Raw genomic sequence first — 18,080 nt, forward strand, 5'->3', positions numbered from 1 at the left:
TACCCTACTTTGCCCTTGCACGTAATCTTTTAACGAAAAAAGCCTGTTTTCGCTCAATTTTTACGCCAATTTAACCACATAGGACCGCGTCAGGAAGGGTGAAAATTCCGGTGTCACTCAGCCTCAGAGGAAAGGCTTTAAACTCAAGTTGAAAGTGTTAACTTTTAAGATAAAAAAGATGAACAAAATACAGGCAGCCTGCTTGCTCCAGGAAGTACAAGCAGCTGGCCCGGCGCTATGAAAGCGCTTTAGACCAGCTGCGATGGATCAGTTGTTGAGTTCAGTGTCGACCGGCTGCTCTTCTAAATCCAGTTCGTCGATGAACTCACCCAGTTGTTGCTCTACTATGGTGTTGGCATGGGCAAAGTAGGCAATATGAAACACCGCGTCACCTTCATTGACCAAAGGTAAAGACTGCTGACCGATAATAATGCCGCTGCGTGGTGCCTGGATAGCCACTTCATTGCCACCCAGCGGATTACTGATATAGCCCAGCACCTGCTCTTTATTGACCCGCTCTCCCAGACCCACCATAGCGCGGACAATACCGTCTGTATGGGCACGCACCCAGCTGGTGGAATCCGCAATCACAGGTTCTGGCAGCTTTTTCGAGCGCCGACCTTTAAGTACCTTAAGCCGTCTGAGTACGTTTTCAACACCCTTTAAGCCCGCCGCAATTGCGAGTGGATCAAAGCGCAGCGCCTCACCCGCTTCGTAGGTGATCACCGGGATCCCGAGGTTACTGGCCTCGCTGCGTAAAGAGCCGTTGCGCAGCGTTGCGTCAATCACCACAGGTGTACCAAAAGCTTTGGCAATGTCTGCGGTTGCTTCACACTCCAGATTTGCCCGGATCTGAGGTAAGTTTGAGCGATGGATAGCACCTGTATGCAAATCAATGATATGCGTACATTTGCTGGCAACCCGTTTAAAGAACACATTGGCAACTCGCGCTGCCAATGAGCCCCGCTCTGAACCCGGAAAGCAGCGGTTCAGGTCTCGCCGGTCAGGCAAATAGCGTGACTTATGAATAAAACCAAATACATTCACTACCGGTACAGCAATCAGGGTGCCCCGCAACGCCTTTGGATCAACTTTCGCTAAAAGCTGGCGCACTATCTCTACGCCGTTAAGCTCATCACCATGAATGGCGGCGCAAACCATCACCACAGGGCCCGCCTCTGCGCCATTAACCACTTCAATGGGAATGGTTAACGGAGAATGGGTATAGAGCTTGGCCACTTCCAGCGACAGGGTTTTGCGCTCAGCCACCTCAATGGGTGTATTTAGTAGTGTAAATACCTGGTTTTTTTTAGCCTTTGCCACGCGTTGCGGTCCTCTTACTGGCTGCATTCTTTTCCATAAACTCAATGATCATACCGGCAATGTCCTTTCCGGTTGCTTTTTCTATGCCTTCAAGGCCCGGCGACGAGTTTACTTCCATCACCAGAGGCCCACGCTCTGAGCGCAGCAGGTCAACACCGGCTACATTCAGGCCCATTGCCTTAGCTGCGGCGATGGCGGTTTTGCGCTCTTCCGGGGTAATTCGGATCAGGCTGGCACTGCCGCCGCGGTGCAGGTTAGAGCGAAACTCACCTTCCTGCGCCTGACGTTTCATGGCGGCTATTACCTTATCCCCAATCACAAAGCAGCGAATATCCGCGCCGCCGGCTTCTTTAATGTACTCCTGCACCATAATATTGGCTTTCAGGCCCATAAAGGCTTCAATTACACTTTCTGCTGCTTTACGTGTTTCTGCCAGCACCACGCCAATGCCCTGAGTGCCCTCAAGCAGTTTGATCACCACAGGCGCACCGCCGACCATTTCCAGCAAGTCTTTTACATCATCGGGCTTATTGGCAAACCCGGTGATGGGCATGCCAACGCCTTTACGGGATAACAGCTGTAATGAACGCAGTTTATCGCGCGAGCGGGTAATGGCCACCGACTCGTTTAACGGATAAATGCCCATCATTTCAAACTGGCGTAACACGGCACAGCCATAAAACGTGACCGAAGCACCAATTCGCGGCACCACAGCGTCTACATCTATCACCTTTTCGCCTTTGAAATGAATTTCTGGCTCATTGGAGTTGATGTTCATATAGCAGCGCAGCACATCCAGCACCACAGGCTCATGGCCGCGCTCCTTTGCCGCTTCTATCAAACGACGGGTCGAGTAAAGGTTTTTATTCCGGGATAGAATGGCGATTTTCATGTTAATTCCTTGCTTCAATTCTTTTTTTAGTCAAATACGAGGCTGCGGGGTCTACACAGATCCGCCCCTCCATGGCTGTACGCCCCAGTAACATTCTAAATTTCATGTTATCCCGGTTGGTCAGCGTGATTTCAATGGGCCAGCTCTCGGTGCCAATGTGCAATGTCGATTGGATCACATAGCGAGATTCCTGATGGCCGCCTGAGTCTGTTACCGTGCGCACATCCAGCACCGGCGCTTCACAGACCACTTCATAGTCGGTGTCTTTTTGTTTCGGATGCATCCAAAAACGCACCCAGGATGCGCCTTCTTTTTCAAACTCTTCTACTTTGAAGGCATGCAAACAAGAGGTTCGGGCGCCGGTATCAACCTTAGCTTTGATCCTGTTTATACCCAGCTCAGGCAAAGACAGCCATTCGCGCCATCCAACCTGTATTAAAGTCGACATTTTTGTGCTCCTTAAAAAAGCGCTTTATACCTTGCTCTTAAACAATAGACTAACAAAATTTATTTATCCAAAGCAGCAAAGCAATTGATTGAACAATAAAATTTTGTTCCACAGTAACAAAGGCGTGGTGACTAAGCCAGCAAGTCTAATTCTGATTGACACTTTGTAATCTTATGACCAGCATTTAATACAATGTTACTAAATAAACATAAAAACTTGAGCTGTTATAATTTATAACGAATTCGAATTTCCCATAGAATTATCCACCTTTAGTATTGCCGTCCTTTTCGTGGGCCAGACAAACAAAGCCCGTACAGAAATCAACATACAATCAGGAATGACCATGTTAAGACCGAGTACTCTGGCAGCCAGCATCAGCTTGGTGCTGGGCGCCGCCGCTTCGTTTCACACTAGCGCAGAACAAAGCCAGGCACCTGAGGCCAGTAACACCACAGAAGTGATTGAAATCACAGGTACCCGACGCAGCCTGCGCAGCGTTGCCGAAAGCACGGTACCGGTCGATGTTATCAGCCTGGATGAAATCACCAGCTCAGGCCAGCTTGAACTCAGCCAGGTTTTGACAACGCTGGTACCAAGCTTCAACTTTCCGAACTCGCAGCTGGCCGACGGCACCGATCACGCGCGCCCGGCAGTATTACGCGGACTGGCTCCCGACCATACTTTAGTACTTATCAATGGTAAGCGCCGCCACGCCAGTGCCCTGCTGAACCTTAATGGCACAGTTGGTCGTGGCTCGACAGCCGTTGATCTGAACACCATTCCGACCGCTGCTATCAAGCGTATCGAAGTATTGCGTGACGGTGCTGCGGCACAATATGGCTCAGATGCCATTGCCGGTGTGATCAACATTGTTCTGAACGATGCCGATGAAGGCGGCAACCTGTCGGTCACTTATGGTGAGTACGACACGCAAATGGCCGGCTCTGCACAACTGCTGCGCACTTATGAAGATGCCGAGGGCAACCTGGCGTTTGACAAAGGCGCAGATCGCGAACTGAACGATGGTGGCACAACAACCATCAGCGGCAATATAGGCTTTGCATTGGGCGACAATGGCTTTATCAATGTGGCAGCTGAACTGCGAAACAAGCAGCCGACCAACCGCTCTGGCATCGATGAACGCGAGCAGTATGCCCGGGATGAAAATGGTAAGCTGGATCCACGAGAATTTTCGGCTGAGCGTTATAACCACAGGTTTGGTAAAGCCGACATCGAAGATTTCGCCCTATTCTACAATGCGGGATATGCACTTAATTCAGATCTGGACTTGTACTCCTTTGGCAGCTTCTCAAGCCGCGAGGGTAATTCCGGTGGTTTCTTCCGTCGCCCACAAGATAGCCGCAACCTGACTGACGTGTATCCTGATGGCTTTTTACCGCAAATAGACACCGAAGTGCGCGACTACAGCTTTGCTGTGGGTGCCAAAGGGGATGCCGGTGACTGGCAGTACGATGTCAGCACCAATTATGGCCTGAACGACTTTGGCTTTGGCGTATCGAACAGCCTGAATACTTCTATGGGCGCAAGCAGCCCAACCGAATTCGACAACGGCGCACTGGTGTATAGTCAGTTGCTGGTCAATGCAGAGGCCAAAACGGAACTGGATTTAGGACTGTACGACAGCGTGTTTGTCACCCTGGGCAGTGAATACCGCCGCGAGACTTACGAAATTCAGGCGGGCGAACTGGCGTCTTATCAGACGGTATTAGATGCAAACGGTCAGCCGGTTGCCGCAGGTGGCGCACAGGTGCTGGCTGGATTCTCGCCGGAAAGTGCGGTGGATGAGTCACGCCATAATATCGCGCTGTTTGCTGAGTTTGATACTTACCTGACCACCGACTGGAACCTGGTATTGGCGGCCCGCTATGAAGATTACAGCGACTTTGGTTCAACCCTGACCGGTAAGCTTGCAACCCGCTATGTAGTGAATGACCAGCTGTCGCTGCGTGGTGCGCTCAGCACAGGCTTTCGCGCGCCTTCACTGGCCCAGACTTCATATAAGTCAATTGCCACCGTATTTGAAGACGGCGTACCGAATGAAGTTGGCCTGTATCCGGTTGATACCCCTGCGGCTGCGGCGCTGGGTGCCAAGCCACTGGAAGCCGAAGAGTCTGTTAACCTGACAGCCGGATTTATTTATACACAAGACGCTTTCAGCCTGACACTGGATGCATACCGCATAGATATTGACGACCGCATTGTGATGTCTGAAAACCTCAGCGGCGACGCGGTTGAACAGATCCTGCAACAGGCAGGCGAATTTAATGTACAGCGTGTACGTTACTTTACCAATGCGATTAACTCACGCACCCAGGGTGTAGACATTGTTGCAACCTATCGCTTTGATTTGGCAAACTATGGCGACCTTAATCTCAGTGCTGCCCTGAACCTCAATGATACCGAAGTGACGAATGTCAAAGCCAACCCGGCTGAGCTGGCAGCGCTTGGCGAAAGCTACCAGTATTTTGCCCGTCGTGAAATTGAACGCTTTGAGTCAGGTACACCGGATAACAAATGGAACCTGGTGGCAAACTGGCAACGTGAACAATGGCAGGTCATGGTCAAAGCAACCCGTTACGGTGAAGTGACCGATCCTTCCAGCACTGTTGAAAAAGACGAAGTACTGGCAGCCAAATGGATCACCGACCTGGAAGTGGCTTACAAGGTGAACAAGCAATGGCGTATCGCGCTTGGCGCCAATAACCTGTTTGATCAGTATCCGCAAGATACCGTCAGCAACATTGGTTTCAGTAATTTTAACCAGATCTTCCCTTACTCAGCGTTCTCTGCTTACAGCACAGATGGCCGCTTTGTGTACGGTAAGGTGTCGTTTAACTTCTAAGCGAATAATAAAGCCCGCAAATGCGGGCTTTTTCAACTCATAAAAGTTCTATCTTATTACATGCCACTGGGTTTGCCTGCCAGCTAAGTACCAGACCTGCTTGCCATCAAATACCGCATCTTGCTCCAGCTTAATTTGGATCCACTGGTTGTCCCACTCAGGTAGCTGCGTTTTTATGTTTCCTTCAATGGCATAAACCGTGTTTGGATGCAGTTTCCAGTCTCCCTGTACCGGTGTCGCCCCCTGATTATCCCACATACCAATGGTTGGCCCAGGCGCATGACCGACAAAACCGAGTGGATGGGTATAAGTACTGCTGACAATCCCCGCCGCTTTACTTTGTTTAATGGTATTGGCCAGGATCTCATTGCCCGTTAACCCTGATTTAAAGTTACTGGTTAAAATATCCTGCCAGCGATTACCTGTCGCCATAGCCTGTTTCAGGCCCGCTGGTACATCGGTTTCATGAAGCTTGAGCACATAGCCCATTTCCTGTGTATCCGTGCACTGATTTAGGTAACAAATGCCCACATCGGTGTGGATAATGTCTCCCGGCAGAATAGTCCGGTTGTATTCACCAATAAACACATCCTCTTTGCTGGTTTTGTCGCCCTGACGTTGAATATTTACGTACGGCTGGAACCAGGGTCTGAGCTGTAATTCTTCAAAGCGTTCGCGTAAGTACCATTCAACGTCTTTGGTGGTGGTCACGCCAGGTGTGATCACCTTATTGGAGAATGCTTCTGCGATCACACGTCGAGCCAATGTTACCGCCTGCGGGTATACATTAAGCTCTTTTTGGCTGCGCGTTTCCAGCCAACGGATCACCAGCTTTTCGGCGCTCACCAGGCGCTCCTGATACTTGCCCGGCAATACATTCAACAGTTGCTTGTGTAAACCAACACTGAGGCCATCGGCCAGTGCCCAGTCTTCGCTCACATTAATCCCAATACGCTTAGGGTCGCGCTCGGCAATCACCTCAGCCAGACGCTGCCACTGCTGCGCCTTCGTGCCCCCTTCCCATACAGTCGGGTACAACTCGCCAATGGGGTAACGGCTCACACTAAAGCGCTCAACGCTGCCATCCGCTTGTTTTGAAAACACCAGTAAAGTGGTACGACGCGCTGCAAACGTGGGCTGCGGAACCAGGGTATAAAACAGCTTGTCTTCGCCATATTCACGGTTGATGACCAGCCACATATCCAGGTCCGCCTCACGCATCAGCTCAGGAAGTAAGTTATCCAAGCGATCTGTCACCATATCATTGATGGGTTGCACGCGCTCCCTGAATGACAACACATCCGGCAACGCCGATATTTGACGGCCCTGTGCATATTCCTCGGCCATAGCGGGAGTGCTTATCGTGCACAAGCTCAAAAATAATCCCAAAATTCTCTGCATAATCGTCCTGCTTGTTATTTATGTTGTTGTAAGCCGCAGCCGGTTAAAGCCGGCAACAGGCTGGGTATTCTTGCTAAACGGTTTTCAATCTTATTGCAGAGTTTGGGGGTCAGCAAACGATTCGGATGAATTGAACAGGAGGTGGTCCGGCACTATGGCTGATATAGTGCCGGAGGAAAAGGGTTAGTAGATCACAAGTCTGATCGCCTGTGAGACGATTAGCTGCTCTCCTACACTCTTAAATTACTTTGTTTCGCTTAATATTTGCAAATTATCAGTAACACCTTTGGCCATCGGGATCAGGAAAATTTGTGCCTCTTTGAGGCGCTTGGTTGGTACACCAAGAATGTATTGGTCACCAAATGTGTACATAACATCCGACTCATAACGGCTTGTCTGACGCCAAAAAAGGTCGCCTTTTTCGTTATAGCCATCAATTTGAAGGATAATTTCTGGTCTCAGTTCAATAAAGTTAGCGTTGAACTCTTGTGCACCAACCGCCAGGTCCGAGCGCTCGGTATAATAGATGGTCACAAACAAATTGAGGTAAGCGCCATCAAGCAGTGGGTAGTCATATTCAACACTGACCAGCTCGTTATTGTCGCCATACTGCATGCTCACCTCTGACTCTGTCACCGGGTTCAATGGCAACGCTGCACGCTGGCGAATTCCATCCACTAAGGTCGTCTCAAACGTATGCAATTGCTCAGTCAATGCCTGCCTCTGGGCCGGATCAAACACGTCCAGAATTTCCTGAACGCCTTTAATCGCTTTGGTTAACTCAGCATACTCACCAGACAAGTTTTGTTCCGGATCTCTGATAGGCGCAAATTCTACCTGCAACGTGCGTATATTGATTTTACCCTGATAGTCATGCGTTAGTGGTTTGCTGGCACAACCCACAACCAAAATCATGAAACCCAGTAAAAAGACATGTGCTAATGCTTTCATATTACTCTCTGTATTTTTTGACACCCTATTGCGGGCGCTTTAGCATGTTCGGCGCCTCATCAATCAGAGTCGCCTGCATTTTTTCAAGATCTTGTTCGAACCTGAAAAACCCATTTTGAGCAATAATAACCTAATAGCAACAAGCAACACTAGCGTCTCATTTAATAACCTTATGGGTAATGTATTCCGGAAACAGTAAACTATGAGTCATCAATTAGTTGACCTGCGTAGCTTGGACTAAAGGGAAACGATAGAACAAGTACTGAGTGAAATTGACATTATTGCCTCCGGGCAACAAAAATATCTCCGTAATCACTGTGCTCAACATGCATATATACCCTGCGACTGTCACCCATATGAATGATGATGTAGATATGGTGCTCTTTTTCCCCATTCTCTTGATGAAAGGTGTTTACGAGGAGAGAATTTTCACATGTCCAGGTCCCGGTTCTGCTCTCAACTTCACTGCCTCCCTCATACACCAGCTTAGTTGAAAAAGTGTTGTCAGCCTTGTACTGTGAATCCCAATAGTAGCCATCTTCATCAGCTCGGGTACGAAAATTCCCGCTCCAGTTACCCACCATTCCTTCGCACAAATCTGTGGTTCTTTCAGGCATATTTCTGATCATAGTGTTAAGCTCCAAAAGAAATTCGTCTCTTGATTCTCTTAACTTGTTTTCCTCGAGCGTGAAAACAAAATACACCATAGCAACAAAAGCAATAGCAAAGCCCACTCCAAACCCGACGCCCCAATACAGAACCTTTTTTATCATCTATGACCTCAACAAAGCTAACTAGTAATATCAGAGAAGAAAACATATCACACTCAGCGTATCTGTGTGATGTTAGATGACACATTAGGAAGGTCGCTTAATCAACACGTGCTTTTTGCTCATATAAAAACGACGAAGCCCGCATCAACGCGGGCCACGTATCGCCACTCACAAAGCTGAGTGTTTTTTAACTGCGCTTAACTGACCAGTAACTCATCATGCTGATTAAAGAGCGTTGAAGCCTCTAGTTGCTGCCCTTTGACGATACTGAAATGTCTGCCACCAAAACGCACCCGGCCTCGCTTACGTTCAATAAGCGACTCCGCCATTGACTTGTCTTTCATCCTGTCGACAAACTGTTTACGGGCACGATGGATCTGGATATTAATGTGGCTCTCGGTCAGCCCCAAATCACGGGACAGTTGTTTCACCGAGACCCACCCTTGTGATGCATCATCGACCTGATGCTGCATATCTTTTATTTTATATCTGGCCAATAGTGCGGTCAGGTAATGGTGTGTCCGGGTTTCAAAATCGACTTTTTCCTGAGCCTGTTTTACCTGTAACTCAGCATATTCCTCATCCTGGCTCAATGTAAAATGGTATTCCAGATCGCCGGGATCTGTATTTGTGACTTCTGCTGTGCACTCCTGTTGGCTTGCCCGCGTCTGGATCAGACTCCATACCTGCTGCGCAAAACGCAGTTGCTCACCATCAGTAATACTCACCGGATGTTCGGACCCAACTTCCTCATAACACCAGGTTTGCTCAGCGCTATTAAAATAGACTATTAGCTCAGGATCAGACTCACTTGGCAGTAAATGATAATTTTCCAGCTGGATCACAGGTACCTGCTCATCAACAAGCTCATCGTGACTATAAGGCACCAGTAAGTCCTCTGGTGGTGCCAGGTCCGTTACACTGAAGCTATGACTGCTTGAATCTGAAAAGCGAATTTCATCATTCACATTTAGAGCAACATCCTGGTTATAGGGAACGCGTGCGTCATTTAGCCAGGTGCCGTTACGACTCAAATCTCGTAAATACCAGTACCCTTGTTGCCATTCAATAACGGCATGAATGCGGGAAATAGCCAGTTCGTCAAAGCAACTGTCCACTGAATGCCTTAGCCGACCAAATCGATGAAAGGACTTTAAATACAAATACTTAGATTGCTGTTTATGTTGTAACGTGGCCATGCTCGCTCCTCGATAACTGTTCCGGGCAGCCGCCATAGCACATCAATCGACCTGACCCGGAAAACTGTTCCTTAATAAGCATATCACTGTTTCGCAAAAACACCGATTTCACCACATTACACCAAAATATTGCCATATCTAAAACAATCTCATCCGACCTACTCACCTGATAGACTGGCATTTGATTTGCTTAACCGTTACTATTGCTATTCGGTACATGTCGTTCTTTTTGAACGTCATTTTTCCGGCGATACATATGCCCTCCAGGCATTGCCACTCCTAAGGTACAAGATAAAAAAGAAAATGGATAAATCGCAGCCATCAACTAACTCAGAGCAGCCCAAAGGGGAATCCTCCATTTCTCAGCAGAGGGGTTTGCCCGAACACTATCATGTTATAAAAGTGTTAGGAGAAGGCGGAATGGGCGAAGTTCTGTTGGCGCAAGATATCCGGCTCAACCGTAAAGTGGCAATAAAGCGTCTCAAAACACAGGCTGCAGGCACCGAGGTCTCTCTCGCGGTCGCTGAGGCACAAATTCTTGCCAGGTTAAACCACACATACATAGTTCAGCTTTACGACATAATAACAACCTCAGAGCAGGTTTATCTGGTGATGGAATACGTCGATGGCACCACATTGTTTTATCACCAAAAAACTCAGATACTGAGCCTGGAGCAAAAGCTAACCCTGCTGATTCAGGTTGCAAATGGTATTGCAGCCGCTCATCAGTGTGGCGTGATACATTGTGACCTAAAGCCCGCCAATATCTTGCTGGATCAGGATCAACAGATAAAAATTACCGACTTCGGTATCGCCCGCATCACACACTCACCCCAGACTGCAGCTCACGCTGACACAACACAAAGCCACGCCAGTATGACCGCCACTTCGCCCGAACAGCTTAAAGGCGAAGCACTTTCACCTCAGTCGGACCTATTTGCTTTTGGTGTCCTTGCTTATGAATTGATAAGCGCCCGTCACCCTTTTGGTAAAACTCAGTTGCGTGAGCGTATATTACAAGGTAAGCATGACGATGCCGCGGAGATCTTGCCGGCTCTGCCTGAACCTCTGATTCACCTGTTAAACCAGCTGTTGTCGGTTGACCCTGAAAAACGTCCGGCCAATGCCAGACAAGTGGCCAAACGACTTGAGCAAATTCTGATAGCAATTACACAAAACGCTATCATGGAACAAGAAACTGTGCCTTTCGAGCCTGATGTATCGGCACCAGTTGCTCCACAGCCATCTCATACACAGCCAAATAAGCGCGCTAAATTCCTCGCTATAATCGCTTGCTCTCTGGTGTTTGTAGCCATATTAGTCGTCTGGCTGTTTAGCCAGCCCCCACAAGAGAAGCGATATGTGTTGGTGCTTAAGCCTCAACTTACCCTGACAAAACAGCTCAGTGACGAGCGAACAAAGAGCACCCTTGCCAGCGTCGATCACGCGCTGCGCCAGCTCATCATTGACGGAAAGTATACTGAATTGATTGCTCACCGCCCGGAGGCGGAACGCTCTTTGCTCCAGCTGGCTGCAACGACGGGGGCAACAGACATAATTAGCACTGAGCTTACCTGTAGTGAACATAGCTGTGAAACAGTTGTAAAACGGCTGGGAGGCGAGAAGTGGACCGTTCAGCAGCAGATCAGCTGGCCAATGGCACTTACCAGTGAAATAGAAAACTTTTATTCCACCCAAGCGCAGGCTGTCAAACTGTTTCCTGATCTAACGCCTAACAGCTTGCCTCTCGAAACCATCAGGCAGCAAGATTACCTGAGCTATCTGCAAATTTACCAGGATGTATCTAACCAGGGTGCTTATAACCTGGGCAATCTGGACAAGTTACGGCAGGTGCTGACGAATTCCCCCTACCTGTTTGCGGCCTATGGACTATATAGCGACATAAGCTTAACGGTATACGATCAGACCAAAAGAGAAGAATTACTAACACAACTGCGCGCTACTTTGAGAAATGCACCCGCACGTTACAAGCAAAAAGCCATTTTTAACAAAGAGATGATGCTACTTGCCCTGACCAGCAATGATGAGGCCTTGTTCGAAACGCACCTCGCGCTCGCCCGGGCACGACATTTTAGTGTTTACGACATCGAAGTGATCCTGTCAAAACGGGCCAAGCAGCAAGGCGATCTTAAAGCGGCAATTGCACACCTTCATGAGGCTATGGCACTTAGAAAAAATACTTCTATCATGTTCAACCTTGCGAATACCTACTATCAGAATGGTCAATTTGAACAGGCATGGCATTATCTTGATGAAGTACTCAGATTGGACCCAGATGACTACTTAGCCAATCAGTTGCTCGCAGACATTCACCTTACTGAGGGTAGAGTTTCAGCGGCAATTGAGCGCTACAAGAAAGTGATCTCGGTAGATGCTCAACCTTTCGACATCAACGCACTCGTACTGTCTTATATGCTTGACGGACAATTCTCAGAAGCATTATCCGCCGCTAAACCCCTCACGCAAATCGAGAACAATTCTTTGTTTTTACTCAATCTGGCTGACATTGAAAAGCTCAACGGCAACATGGAAAAAGCGGCGTATTTTTATGAGCAGGTAATAGAGAAAAACAAAGCATCTGATGATTTTTATGACCTACTTGATGTCGCTCAGGCTCATGCCCAGCTCAGTAACCATGAACAGGCCGTGACAGTACTCAACCGGGCCATAAAACAGTCTCCCGACAATCGCGAGTACGCATTTACAGCAGCCCTTGTATATACTCAGGTGGGGGAGCTCACTTCCGCCATGGTGAACGTAAAATCAGCACTGGAACTTGGCTACGGTGCAGTCTGGTTTAATTTGCCGTGGTTTGAAGCGCTTTGCCAGCGAGATGAATTTAAACAGATTATTTCAAGCTATCACAAAGCAACGCTTTGTCAGAAGCGTCAACCCTAAAGCTGACGCTCTGTCACCGTACAACTGATGATTATGCTGGCTTATCGCGTCGCACGCCAAGACGCGGATCTTGAGAATAGAAGATTTCGTTAAGTGCACCTGCTGAATTGTTTAGTCTGACAGCCACAAACCTGAAGTCGATTTCATCAAATTTGCCTGCTGCGGATGCCACACCACTCAGTACATTATTGATAGTCAAAACCAGTGTCTTACCTTGATTCTGAATATCGGTGGTCAGTTTATAATCCTGCGCATCCTGCTCACACGATAGAGAAATACCACTTTGCCAGAAGCGCCAGTCACTATCTGCACAATCTTCCATCTCTACAATGAACACAGCCTGCTGCTTCGAGATCAAAGCACGACGCGCATTCTCTGAAATACCCGGTATGTCACCCAGATTAAACACGACATCAAGCTGAGTACCTTGGGGAACCGGTCTATATTCTCCACTTTCGCTATCGTAATACTGCAACCCCCAATCTTCAGTGGTCGTTGTTGGGCTCAGTCGAAATAAATAGCTGTCGCTGTTTAGGTCAAAGCTTAAAATTTCATTTTGCATTTTAGTCACTCCTTATTGGTTTTTGCGCTCAACAAGCTTACGCTGAGTTTTTTAAAAACACCAATGAAATCCGATAATTATTAATGCATTTAACACAACTATCTAAACTTTCCCGTTCAACACAGCACATGTAATGCCGGTGTAATGGTTACCAGCAGCAGATCCCTTCATAGTACCAGGCAGTAAAGTTGACTGACTAAGTTATGACAATGGCTTTTGAACATAAAAAATGCTCTGGTGTATCGGAAAAAGCAATCTATATGACGGGTGTTCAGGTACGGCCTGACGGTTTGGACGGGGCTAAGCTTATTGCTATCGGTGGTGAAAAAGCCTTTCAGGCGCATCTGGATACCACACGGAAAAATTACCCTGCGACAAAGCTGTTACTAAGCCTGTCACCCGATGATAACGGCCTGCGCTATCTGAGTCAGGATATCAATGGTCGTCAGGTATTCTGCCAAAGTGTGGTTGAATTTTTGCAACAATATCAACTGGACGGGCTAAATCTGGATGCCGCGTTTTATCATGCCCAACTTGAAACGCAAGCCATTAGTGGAAGTGCCCATTTTCAGAATATTGCCGTCATCTCACCACATGATTTTGATGCACTCTTCCTGGGTTTAAAATACCAATTTGACCAAGCCGCTGTGCTTAACGGGCAAACCTATCTGCTCACACAGATCTCTAACAGTACAGCACCTTTGCTAAATCATAGTTATCCGGGCGAGCTGGCACCGAGCAGTGACATAGCTGGAGAGATGCTGGCTGCAACAGAGACGTCGTCAGACCCTACTCGCCTGAGCAAGGAAGAGGCTGCATCCTTGAGTGGTGGCAGTGCCACAACCAACCTGCGCGGTGTCGTCAGGTATCATGATACACCACTGACCAGCACGCAGGAACGTGATTACTTCAGGTACAGCCGCTAATTATAAGGTGGATAATTACCTGTGTACGTGAAGGTTGTCAGCTTGACGCAGCGAGTTCGACCAATGCATTCAGGGCAGCCTGCGCATGTTCAGTTTTAACAAAGAGATGATCATGATAAAAAGCAGCGACCACATTGGCACTGATCCCGTGTTCGGTCAGGCACTGCGCCACAGCTGCAGTCAGCCCTACCGCATCTAAACTGGAATGCACGCTTAAAGTTAATTGTCGAAAAGGCCCCTCAAACTCAAGCCCATAGGACTGTGCTGCAGCTTTTTCAACTATCAGGGTTAGCCCTTCTTGCTCCCTAAATGTTGCCAGCGGATGTAGTGGTGCATACTCTTCAAGACTACCTGATACGCTACAAAAGACATATTCTTCTGGGTTTAGAACCGGCTCCATCGTTTTAAGAAGCGCCGTCAAATTAACAATGCCTGACATTATTTTATTTCCTTTATTATTTGCTTAGCGAAAGGTACTAGTTCACAGAACCACGCAATTGCGTAAATCGCGCCTTATAATACAGAGCTCTGTCTATATCACCAGCATCATTATAATATTTTGCGGCAATGTCGAAACACTCTATCAGTCGATTGGTTAACTCAAGCGAAGCAAAGTGCTTTATAGCAATATCAAGCGCAGCAGGCACCTTGCTCTGCTCTGTGGCGATACGCCAAACCAGATTGTGATAAATGACAAAAGACAGCACCTCTATGTTGTTCAGCGCTTTGTCGGCTTTGAGCTTGAATAGTGTCTCAATGTCTTTTTCAGCCTGTAACCAGTCAAGCCTGGATGGTGCATATTGCCAGCCGACCCAGCGATAATAAATGCGCCTTTGCGCATCGTCGGCGAACCGGGTTTGTAATTGTTCTACCAATGCCAGCGCCTGAGCTTGCTGTCCTCTGGCAAATGCCAGCTTACTGCGCATAAAATCAATTGCCGGTTTCAGCTCTGTATGCTCATTTTTATCAAACATCACCGCCTCAGCAATTTTATCTTCGGCTTGTGTTGTGTGTCCCTGGCTAATGTATACCGCAGCTTGCTTGAGCCGGGCCAACCCCATTTGTTGTGGATCATGCCTTCTGCTGGCATAGCGATACGCATTATCGTAATAACGCAATGCCAGCTGATACTTCCCCTGCTGACGCTGACTGTCTCCTTGCGCCAGCCAGGCCGCAGCTTGGCGTTTGAATCGGGTGACCTGATAGTCTCGTTCCGGTGCCGAAGAACATCCTGACAGCCAGAGCATGCAGATCAGAAATAGCCATACCACTTTAATCATGCATTTCTATCTCCCCATTTTTTACCGGGGTACTGATCCCGTCCCTGAACACCGGATGATTATTCAATGCCTCCAGAGTTTTTTCCATCTGTTCAAGCACCTGCTGCACACTATGAACAGTCAGCGCAAACTGTTCACGTTCACCGTGAACATCTTTAAGCATTTGCTGCATCACTGTCAGGTTGGCATTGAGGTTGTGAAGCACCAGAGGTAGCTGACTATCGGTCATCTCTTTGACAAGTTCGGTGGGCTGTCCATAAGTGGTTAACGTGCTTTGTGCCTGCGTTAGCATGCCATCAGTCTTCACCAGCGTTTGGTTTAACTGAGCGAGTAATTGTGGCATCTGGGCAAGCCATACCTGGCTTTGTTTTAGTGTTTTCTCAGCCTCGGGCAACAACTCACTTTCACGCAACTCTTCGCTGACAATCATGATATGGTCACTGATTTTGGCAACCCTGTCGAGCGCTCGGAACAAAGAGCCTGCTTCCGGGTTATCCTCTTTTTGCAGGTTTTGTAACAGCTCCTGAATACTGGCCAAAATAGATTCCACATCGTCTTTAGAGCGAGACACGTAACCTGCTGTCAGATACTGCTGGCCCAGTGCACTGTTAATATGGGGTACCAGTGCCCCGGCAGGCAGAGCCACAAAGGGGCCGACTTTATCGGGCTCAGGTAAAATCAGGTCTAATGTCGTGACGTCATCAAAAATGGGGTGTTGCTCACCGGTCAGCAACGCATATTTCACCACTTTAGTGCTGTATTCCTGAAATACCCAAAACTCCACGTCAATTTCGTTGTTTTGCAAATTTAGCCGGTAATCATCTATGCGCCCAATCTCCATACCTTTAAAGTAGATCGCCGGTAAGGCGCTCAGTCCCCGGGCATTATCCAACACGGTTTTGTAATAAACCTTGTCTGCAAAAGTGTGATTATTCACTAAGATCATGATACAAAACGTGGCTAGCAACAGCACGCCGGTAAGGCTAAATGCTATCACTATCCTATTGGCATTTTTGGGCTTGTGCTGCATGCGCTCCCCCTGACGCTAATTCTTCCGGTAACCCAAGCTGAAGCTGCTGGTCTGCTAAGCTCACGATCAACTCCTGGCGATTAGAGCAGAGAATTAACGTTGTTCCTTTTTCTTTGAGGTGCTTAAGTAAAGCCAGCTCATGACGGCACCAATGTCTGTCCACCTGCGCCATAGGGGCATCCCAAATCAACGCCTTTGGCTCCATGAGCAAGGCTCTCGCTAACCCAGCCAGAGACGCCAGCCCTGAGGAGAGTCGATCGGTGCGTTGATCCAGATACTGAGTCAGACCAAACTCTTCACAGATCCCGTACACCTTTTGCAGCTTTTCATCGTGACTTAAACGGCTATGGTGACGATTCAATGGCAGAAGCAGGTTTTCTTCCAGAGTCAGATTAGATATCAACGCCGAAACCTGAAAAATAACCCCCAGATCACGACGAAAACGCGCATATTGCAGCGCAGTCATTGCTGGCATTGCTATGTCATCAATCAATACCGTCCCTTGCTGAGGTCGGGTAATGTCACAAATGATACTGAATAACAGCGACTTGCCACTACCAGAGCGACCAGTGATCAGCAAGCACTGCCCGCTTTCAACAGTGATGCTGATATTGGCCAATATGGGTTGTTCAGCCAGGCTGTGACTAATATTCCTAAGTTCTATTTTCATCACCAGTCACTCATTAGCGCAAAGTACAGCAAAGTGAACAGTACGTGGATAATACACAAGGCAATCAATCCGCGGCCAACGGCTTTTATGTTTCGTTGCGGCACTTCAGTGATCGCACTTTTGACGGTCAGGCCGTGATAGCTGGCTATCAGGCTAATCATCAACCCGGAAAATGCGACTTTGGCCAGCATAATCACCATATCCAGCCAGTGCAGTTGTGCCATCAGCTTAACAAAGAAAGTGCTCACTGGAATCGAGGCAAACGCGTTACTCACCAAATAGCCACCAAAAATGCCACAAGCAACAAAGTAACTCATCAGCAGGATCAAAGACGCGACCATACCCAACACCCGGGGCGCAACCAGATACGAAATTGGTGACACCCCCATTGCTATCAGTGCGTCAATTTCCTTGCGCACTACCATGTTCCCCAGTTCTGTAGTAATTGCCGTGCCTGAACGAGCCAACACCACAAAACACACAATAAAAGGACCGAGATCTCTCACAATTGTTGATATTAAAATGGCGTAGATCCATTTGACCTGGCCGATAGAAGACAACAAAGGATAGCCCTGGACAATGATCAATGCCCCGATTAACAAAGCAATCAACATGACCAGCCCAAGGGCTTCAACTCCGGTGAAGCGGATCTGTCGTAATAAGATTTCCAGGCTAATAGAACGGTTGCGATGAAAGACTAAAAAGTCTGAAACCACATAAGCCGAAAAAGGCAAAAATCCATAATTAATCATTACTGCTCCCTATTGTATTGGTACAACAGACACAGCATGCTCTGGCCCTAATTGATTCAGTTAACTTTAAGCGTAGCAGTAATTTGATGTA

Annotated in this window: 16 protein-coding genes; 3 read left to right on the plus strand and 13 right to left on the minus strand. The window is 47.9% G+C overall.

Translation table 11 applies throughout. From position 1 onward, the window contains the following. Positions 1-267: 267 nt before the first annotated feature. From ACXAH1_RS20560 to ACXAH1_RS20570, 3 genes are read right to left on the minus strand one after another with little or no spacing between them, the layout of a single operon-like run. Positions 268-1,323: a succinylglutamate desuccinylase/aspartoacylase family protein gene (locus ACXAH1_RS20560; RefSeq protein WP_054017605.1), complete on the minus strand. Its 1,056-nt coding sequence runs from the start codon at positions 1,321-1,323 to the stop codon at positions 268-270. After that, complete coding sequence (rimK, locus tag ACXAH1_RS20565) at positions 1,310-2,215, minus strand: 30S ribosomal protein S6--L-glutamate ligase (protein ID WP_125717642.1); 906 nt, start codon at positions 2,213-2,215, stop codon at positions 1,310-1,312. Before rimK ends, ACXAH1_RS20560 begins: the two co-directional genes overlap by 14 nt. A 1-nt stretch (position 2,216) precedes the next feature. After that, positions 2,217-2,663 carry an ATP-dependent zinc protease family protein gene (locus ACXAH1_RS20570; RefSeq protein WP_125717643.1) on the minus strand — a complete coding sequence of 149 codons (447 nt, stop codon included), beginning with the start codon at positions 2,661-2,663 and terminating at the stop codon, positions 2,217-2,219. A 343-nt stretch (positions 2,664-3,006) separates the two neighbouring features. Between ACXAH1_RS20570 and ACXAH1_RS20575 the strand changes: the two genes are divergently transcribed. Further along, positions 3,007-5,526: a TonB-dependent receptor plug domain-containing protein gene (locus ACXAH1_RS20575; RefSeq protein WP_475199218.1), complete on the plus strand. Its 2,520-nt coding sequence runs from the start codon at positions 3,007-3,009 to the stop codon at positions 5,524-5,526. A gap of 48 nt (positions 5,527-5,574) precedes the next feature. Here ACXAH1_RS20575 and ACXAH1_RS20580 read toward each other — a convergent pair whose 3' ends face one another. The 4 genes from ACXAH1_RS20580 to ACXAH1_RS20595 all read right to left on the minus strand — a co-directional run bounded on the left by ACXAH1_RS20580 (position 5,575) and on the right by ACXAH1_RS20595 (position 9,850). Next, positions 5,575-6,927: a M24 family metallopeptidase gene (locus ACXAH1_RS20580; RefSeq protein ID WP_475199219.1), complete on the minus strand. Its 1,353-nt coding sequence runs from the start codon at positions 6,925-6,927 to the stop codon at positions 5,575-5,577. Between the two features lie 243 nt (positions 6,928-7,170). After that, positions 7,171-7,878 (minus strand): hypothetical protein, encoded by a 708-nt coding sequence (locus ACXAH1_RS20585; RefSeq protein WP_475199221.1) that lies wholly within the window; start codon positions 7,876-7,878, stop codon positions 7,171-7,173. A gap of 278 nt (positions 7,879-8,156) precedes the next feature. Then, positions 8,157-8,651 carry a hypothetical protein gene (locus tag ACXAH1_RS20590; protein ID WP_475199222.1) on the minus strand — a complete coding sequence of 165 codons (495 nt, stop codon included), beginning with the start codon at positions 8,649-8,651 and terminating at the stop codon, positions 8,157-8,159. 197 nt (positions 8,652-8,848) lie between these two features. Then, on the minus strand, positions 8,849-9,850 hold the full coding sequence (locus ACXAH1_RS20595; protein WP_475199224.1) for an FHA domain-containing protein: 1,002 nt from the start codon (positions 9,848-9,850) through the stop codon (positions 8,849-8,851). 303 nt (positions 9,851-10,153) lie between these two features. Here ACXAH1_RS20595 and ACXAH1_RS20600 point away from each other — a divergent pair, with 303 nt between their 5' ends. Next, positions 10,154-12,769 carry a protein kinase domain-containing protein gene (locus ACXAH1_RS20600; protein ID WP_475199225.1) on the plus strand — a complete coding sequence of 872 codons (2,616 nt, stop codon included), beginning with the start codon at positions 10,154-10,156 and terminating at the stop codon, positions 12,767-12,769. A gap of 31 nt (positions 12,770-12,800) precedes the next feature. Here the strand turns inward: ACXAH1_RS20600 and ACXAH1_RS20605 are convergent, their stop codons facing one another. Then, on the minus strand, positions 12,801-13,331 hold the full coding sequence (locus tag ACXAH1_RS20605; protein ID WP_475199227.1) for a hypothetical protein: 531 nt from the start codon (positions 13,329-13,331) through the stop codon (positions 12,801-12,803). 209 nt (positions 13,332-13,540) lie between these two features. Here ACXAH1_RS20605 and ACXAH1_RS20610 point away from each other — a divergent pair, with 209 nt between their 5' ends. Next, positions 13,541-14,257, plus strand: coding sequence for a glycosyl hydrolase family 18 protein (locus ACXAH1_RS20610; protein WP_475199229.1), 717 nt, complete (start codon positions 13,541-13,543; stop codon positions 14,255-14,257). Positions 14,258-14,294: 37 nt separating this feature from the next. Here the strand turns inward: ACXAH1_RS20610 and ACXAH1_RS20615 are convergent, their stop codons facing one another. From ACXAH1_RS20615 to ACXAH1_RS20635, 5 genes are read right to left on the minus strand one after another with little or no spacing between them, the layout of a single operon-like run. Next, entirely contained in the window at positions 14,295-14,696 is a 402-nt protein-coding gene (locus ACXAH1_RS20615) for an ACT domain-containing protein (RefSeq protein WP_475199230.1), read from the minus strand. Between the two features lie 37 nt (positions 14,697-14,733). Then, positions 14,734-15,537: a tetratricopeptide repeat protein gene (locus tag ACXAH1_RS20620; RefSeq protein ID WP_475199234.1), complete on the minus strand. Its 804-nt coding sequence runs from the start codon at positions 15,535-15,537 to the stop codon at positions 14,734-14,736. Then, entirely contained in the window at positions 15,530-16,567 is a 1,038-nt protein-coding gene (locus ACXAH1_RS20625) for an MlaD family protein (RefSeq protein WP_253046458.1), read from the minus strand. Before ACXAH1_RS20625 ends, ACXAH1_RS20620 begins: the two co-directional genes overlap by 8 nt. After that, positions 16,539-17,237 (minus strand): ATP-binding cassette domain-containing protein, encoded by a 699-nt coding sequence (locus tag ACXAH1_RS20630; protein WP_253046456.1) that lies wholly within the window; start codon positions 17,235-17,237, stop codon positions 16,539-16,541. The genes ACXAH1_RS20625 and ACXAH1_RS20630 overlap by 29 nt, the downstream gene beginning before the upstream one ends. Beyond that, positions 17,237-17,989: an ABC transporter permease gene (locus ACXAH1_RS20635; RefSeq protein ID WP_054017591.1), complete on the minus strand. Its 753-nt coding sequence runs from the start codon at positions 17,987-17,989 to the stop codon at positions 17,237-17,239. Before ACXAH1_RS20635 ends, ACXAH1_RS20630 begins: the two co-directional genes overlap by 1 nt. Positions 17,990-18,080 lie beyond the last annotated feature (91 nt).

The organism is Pseudoalteromonas sp. AWH4_217, from assembly GCF_056161105.1.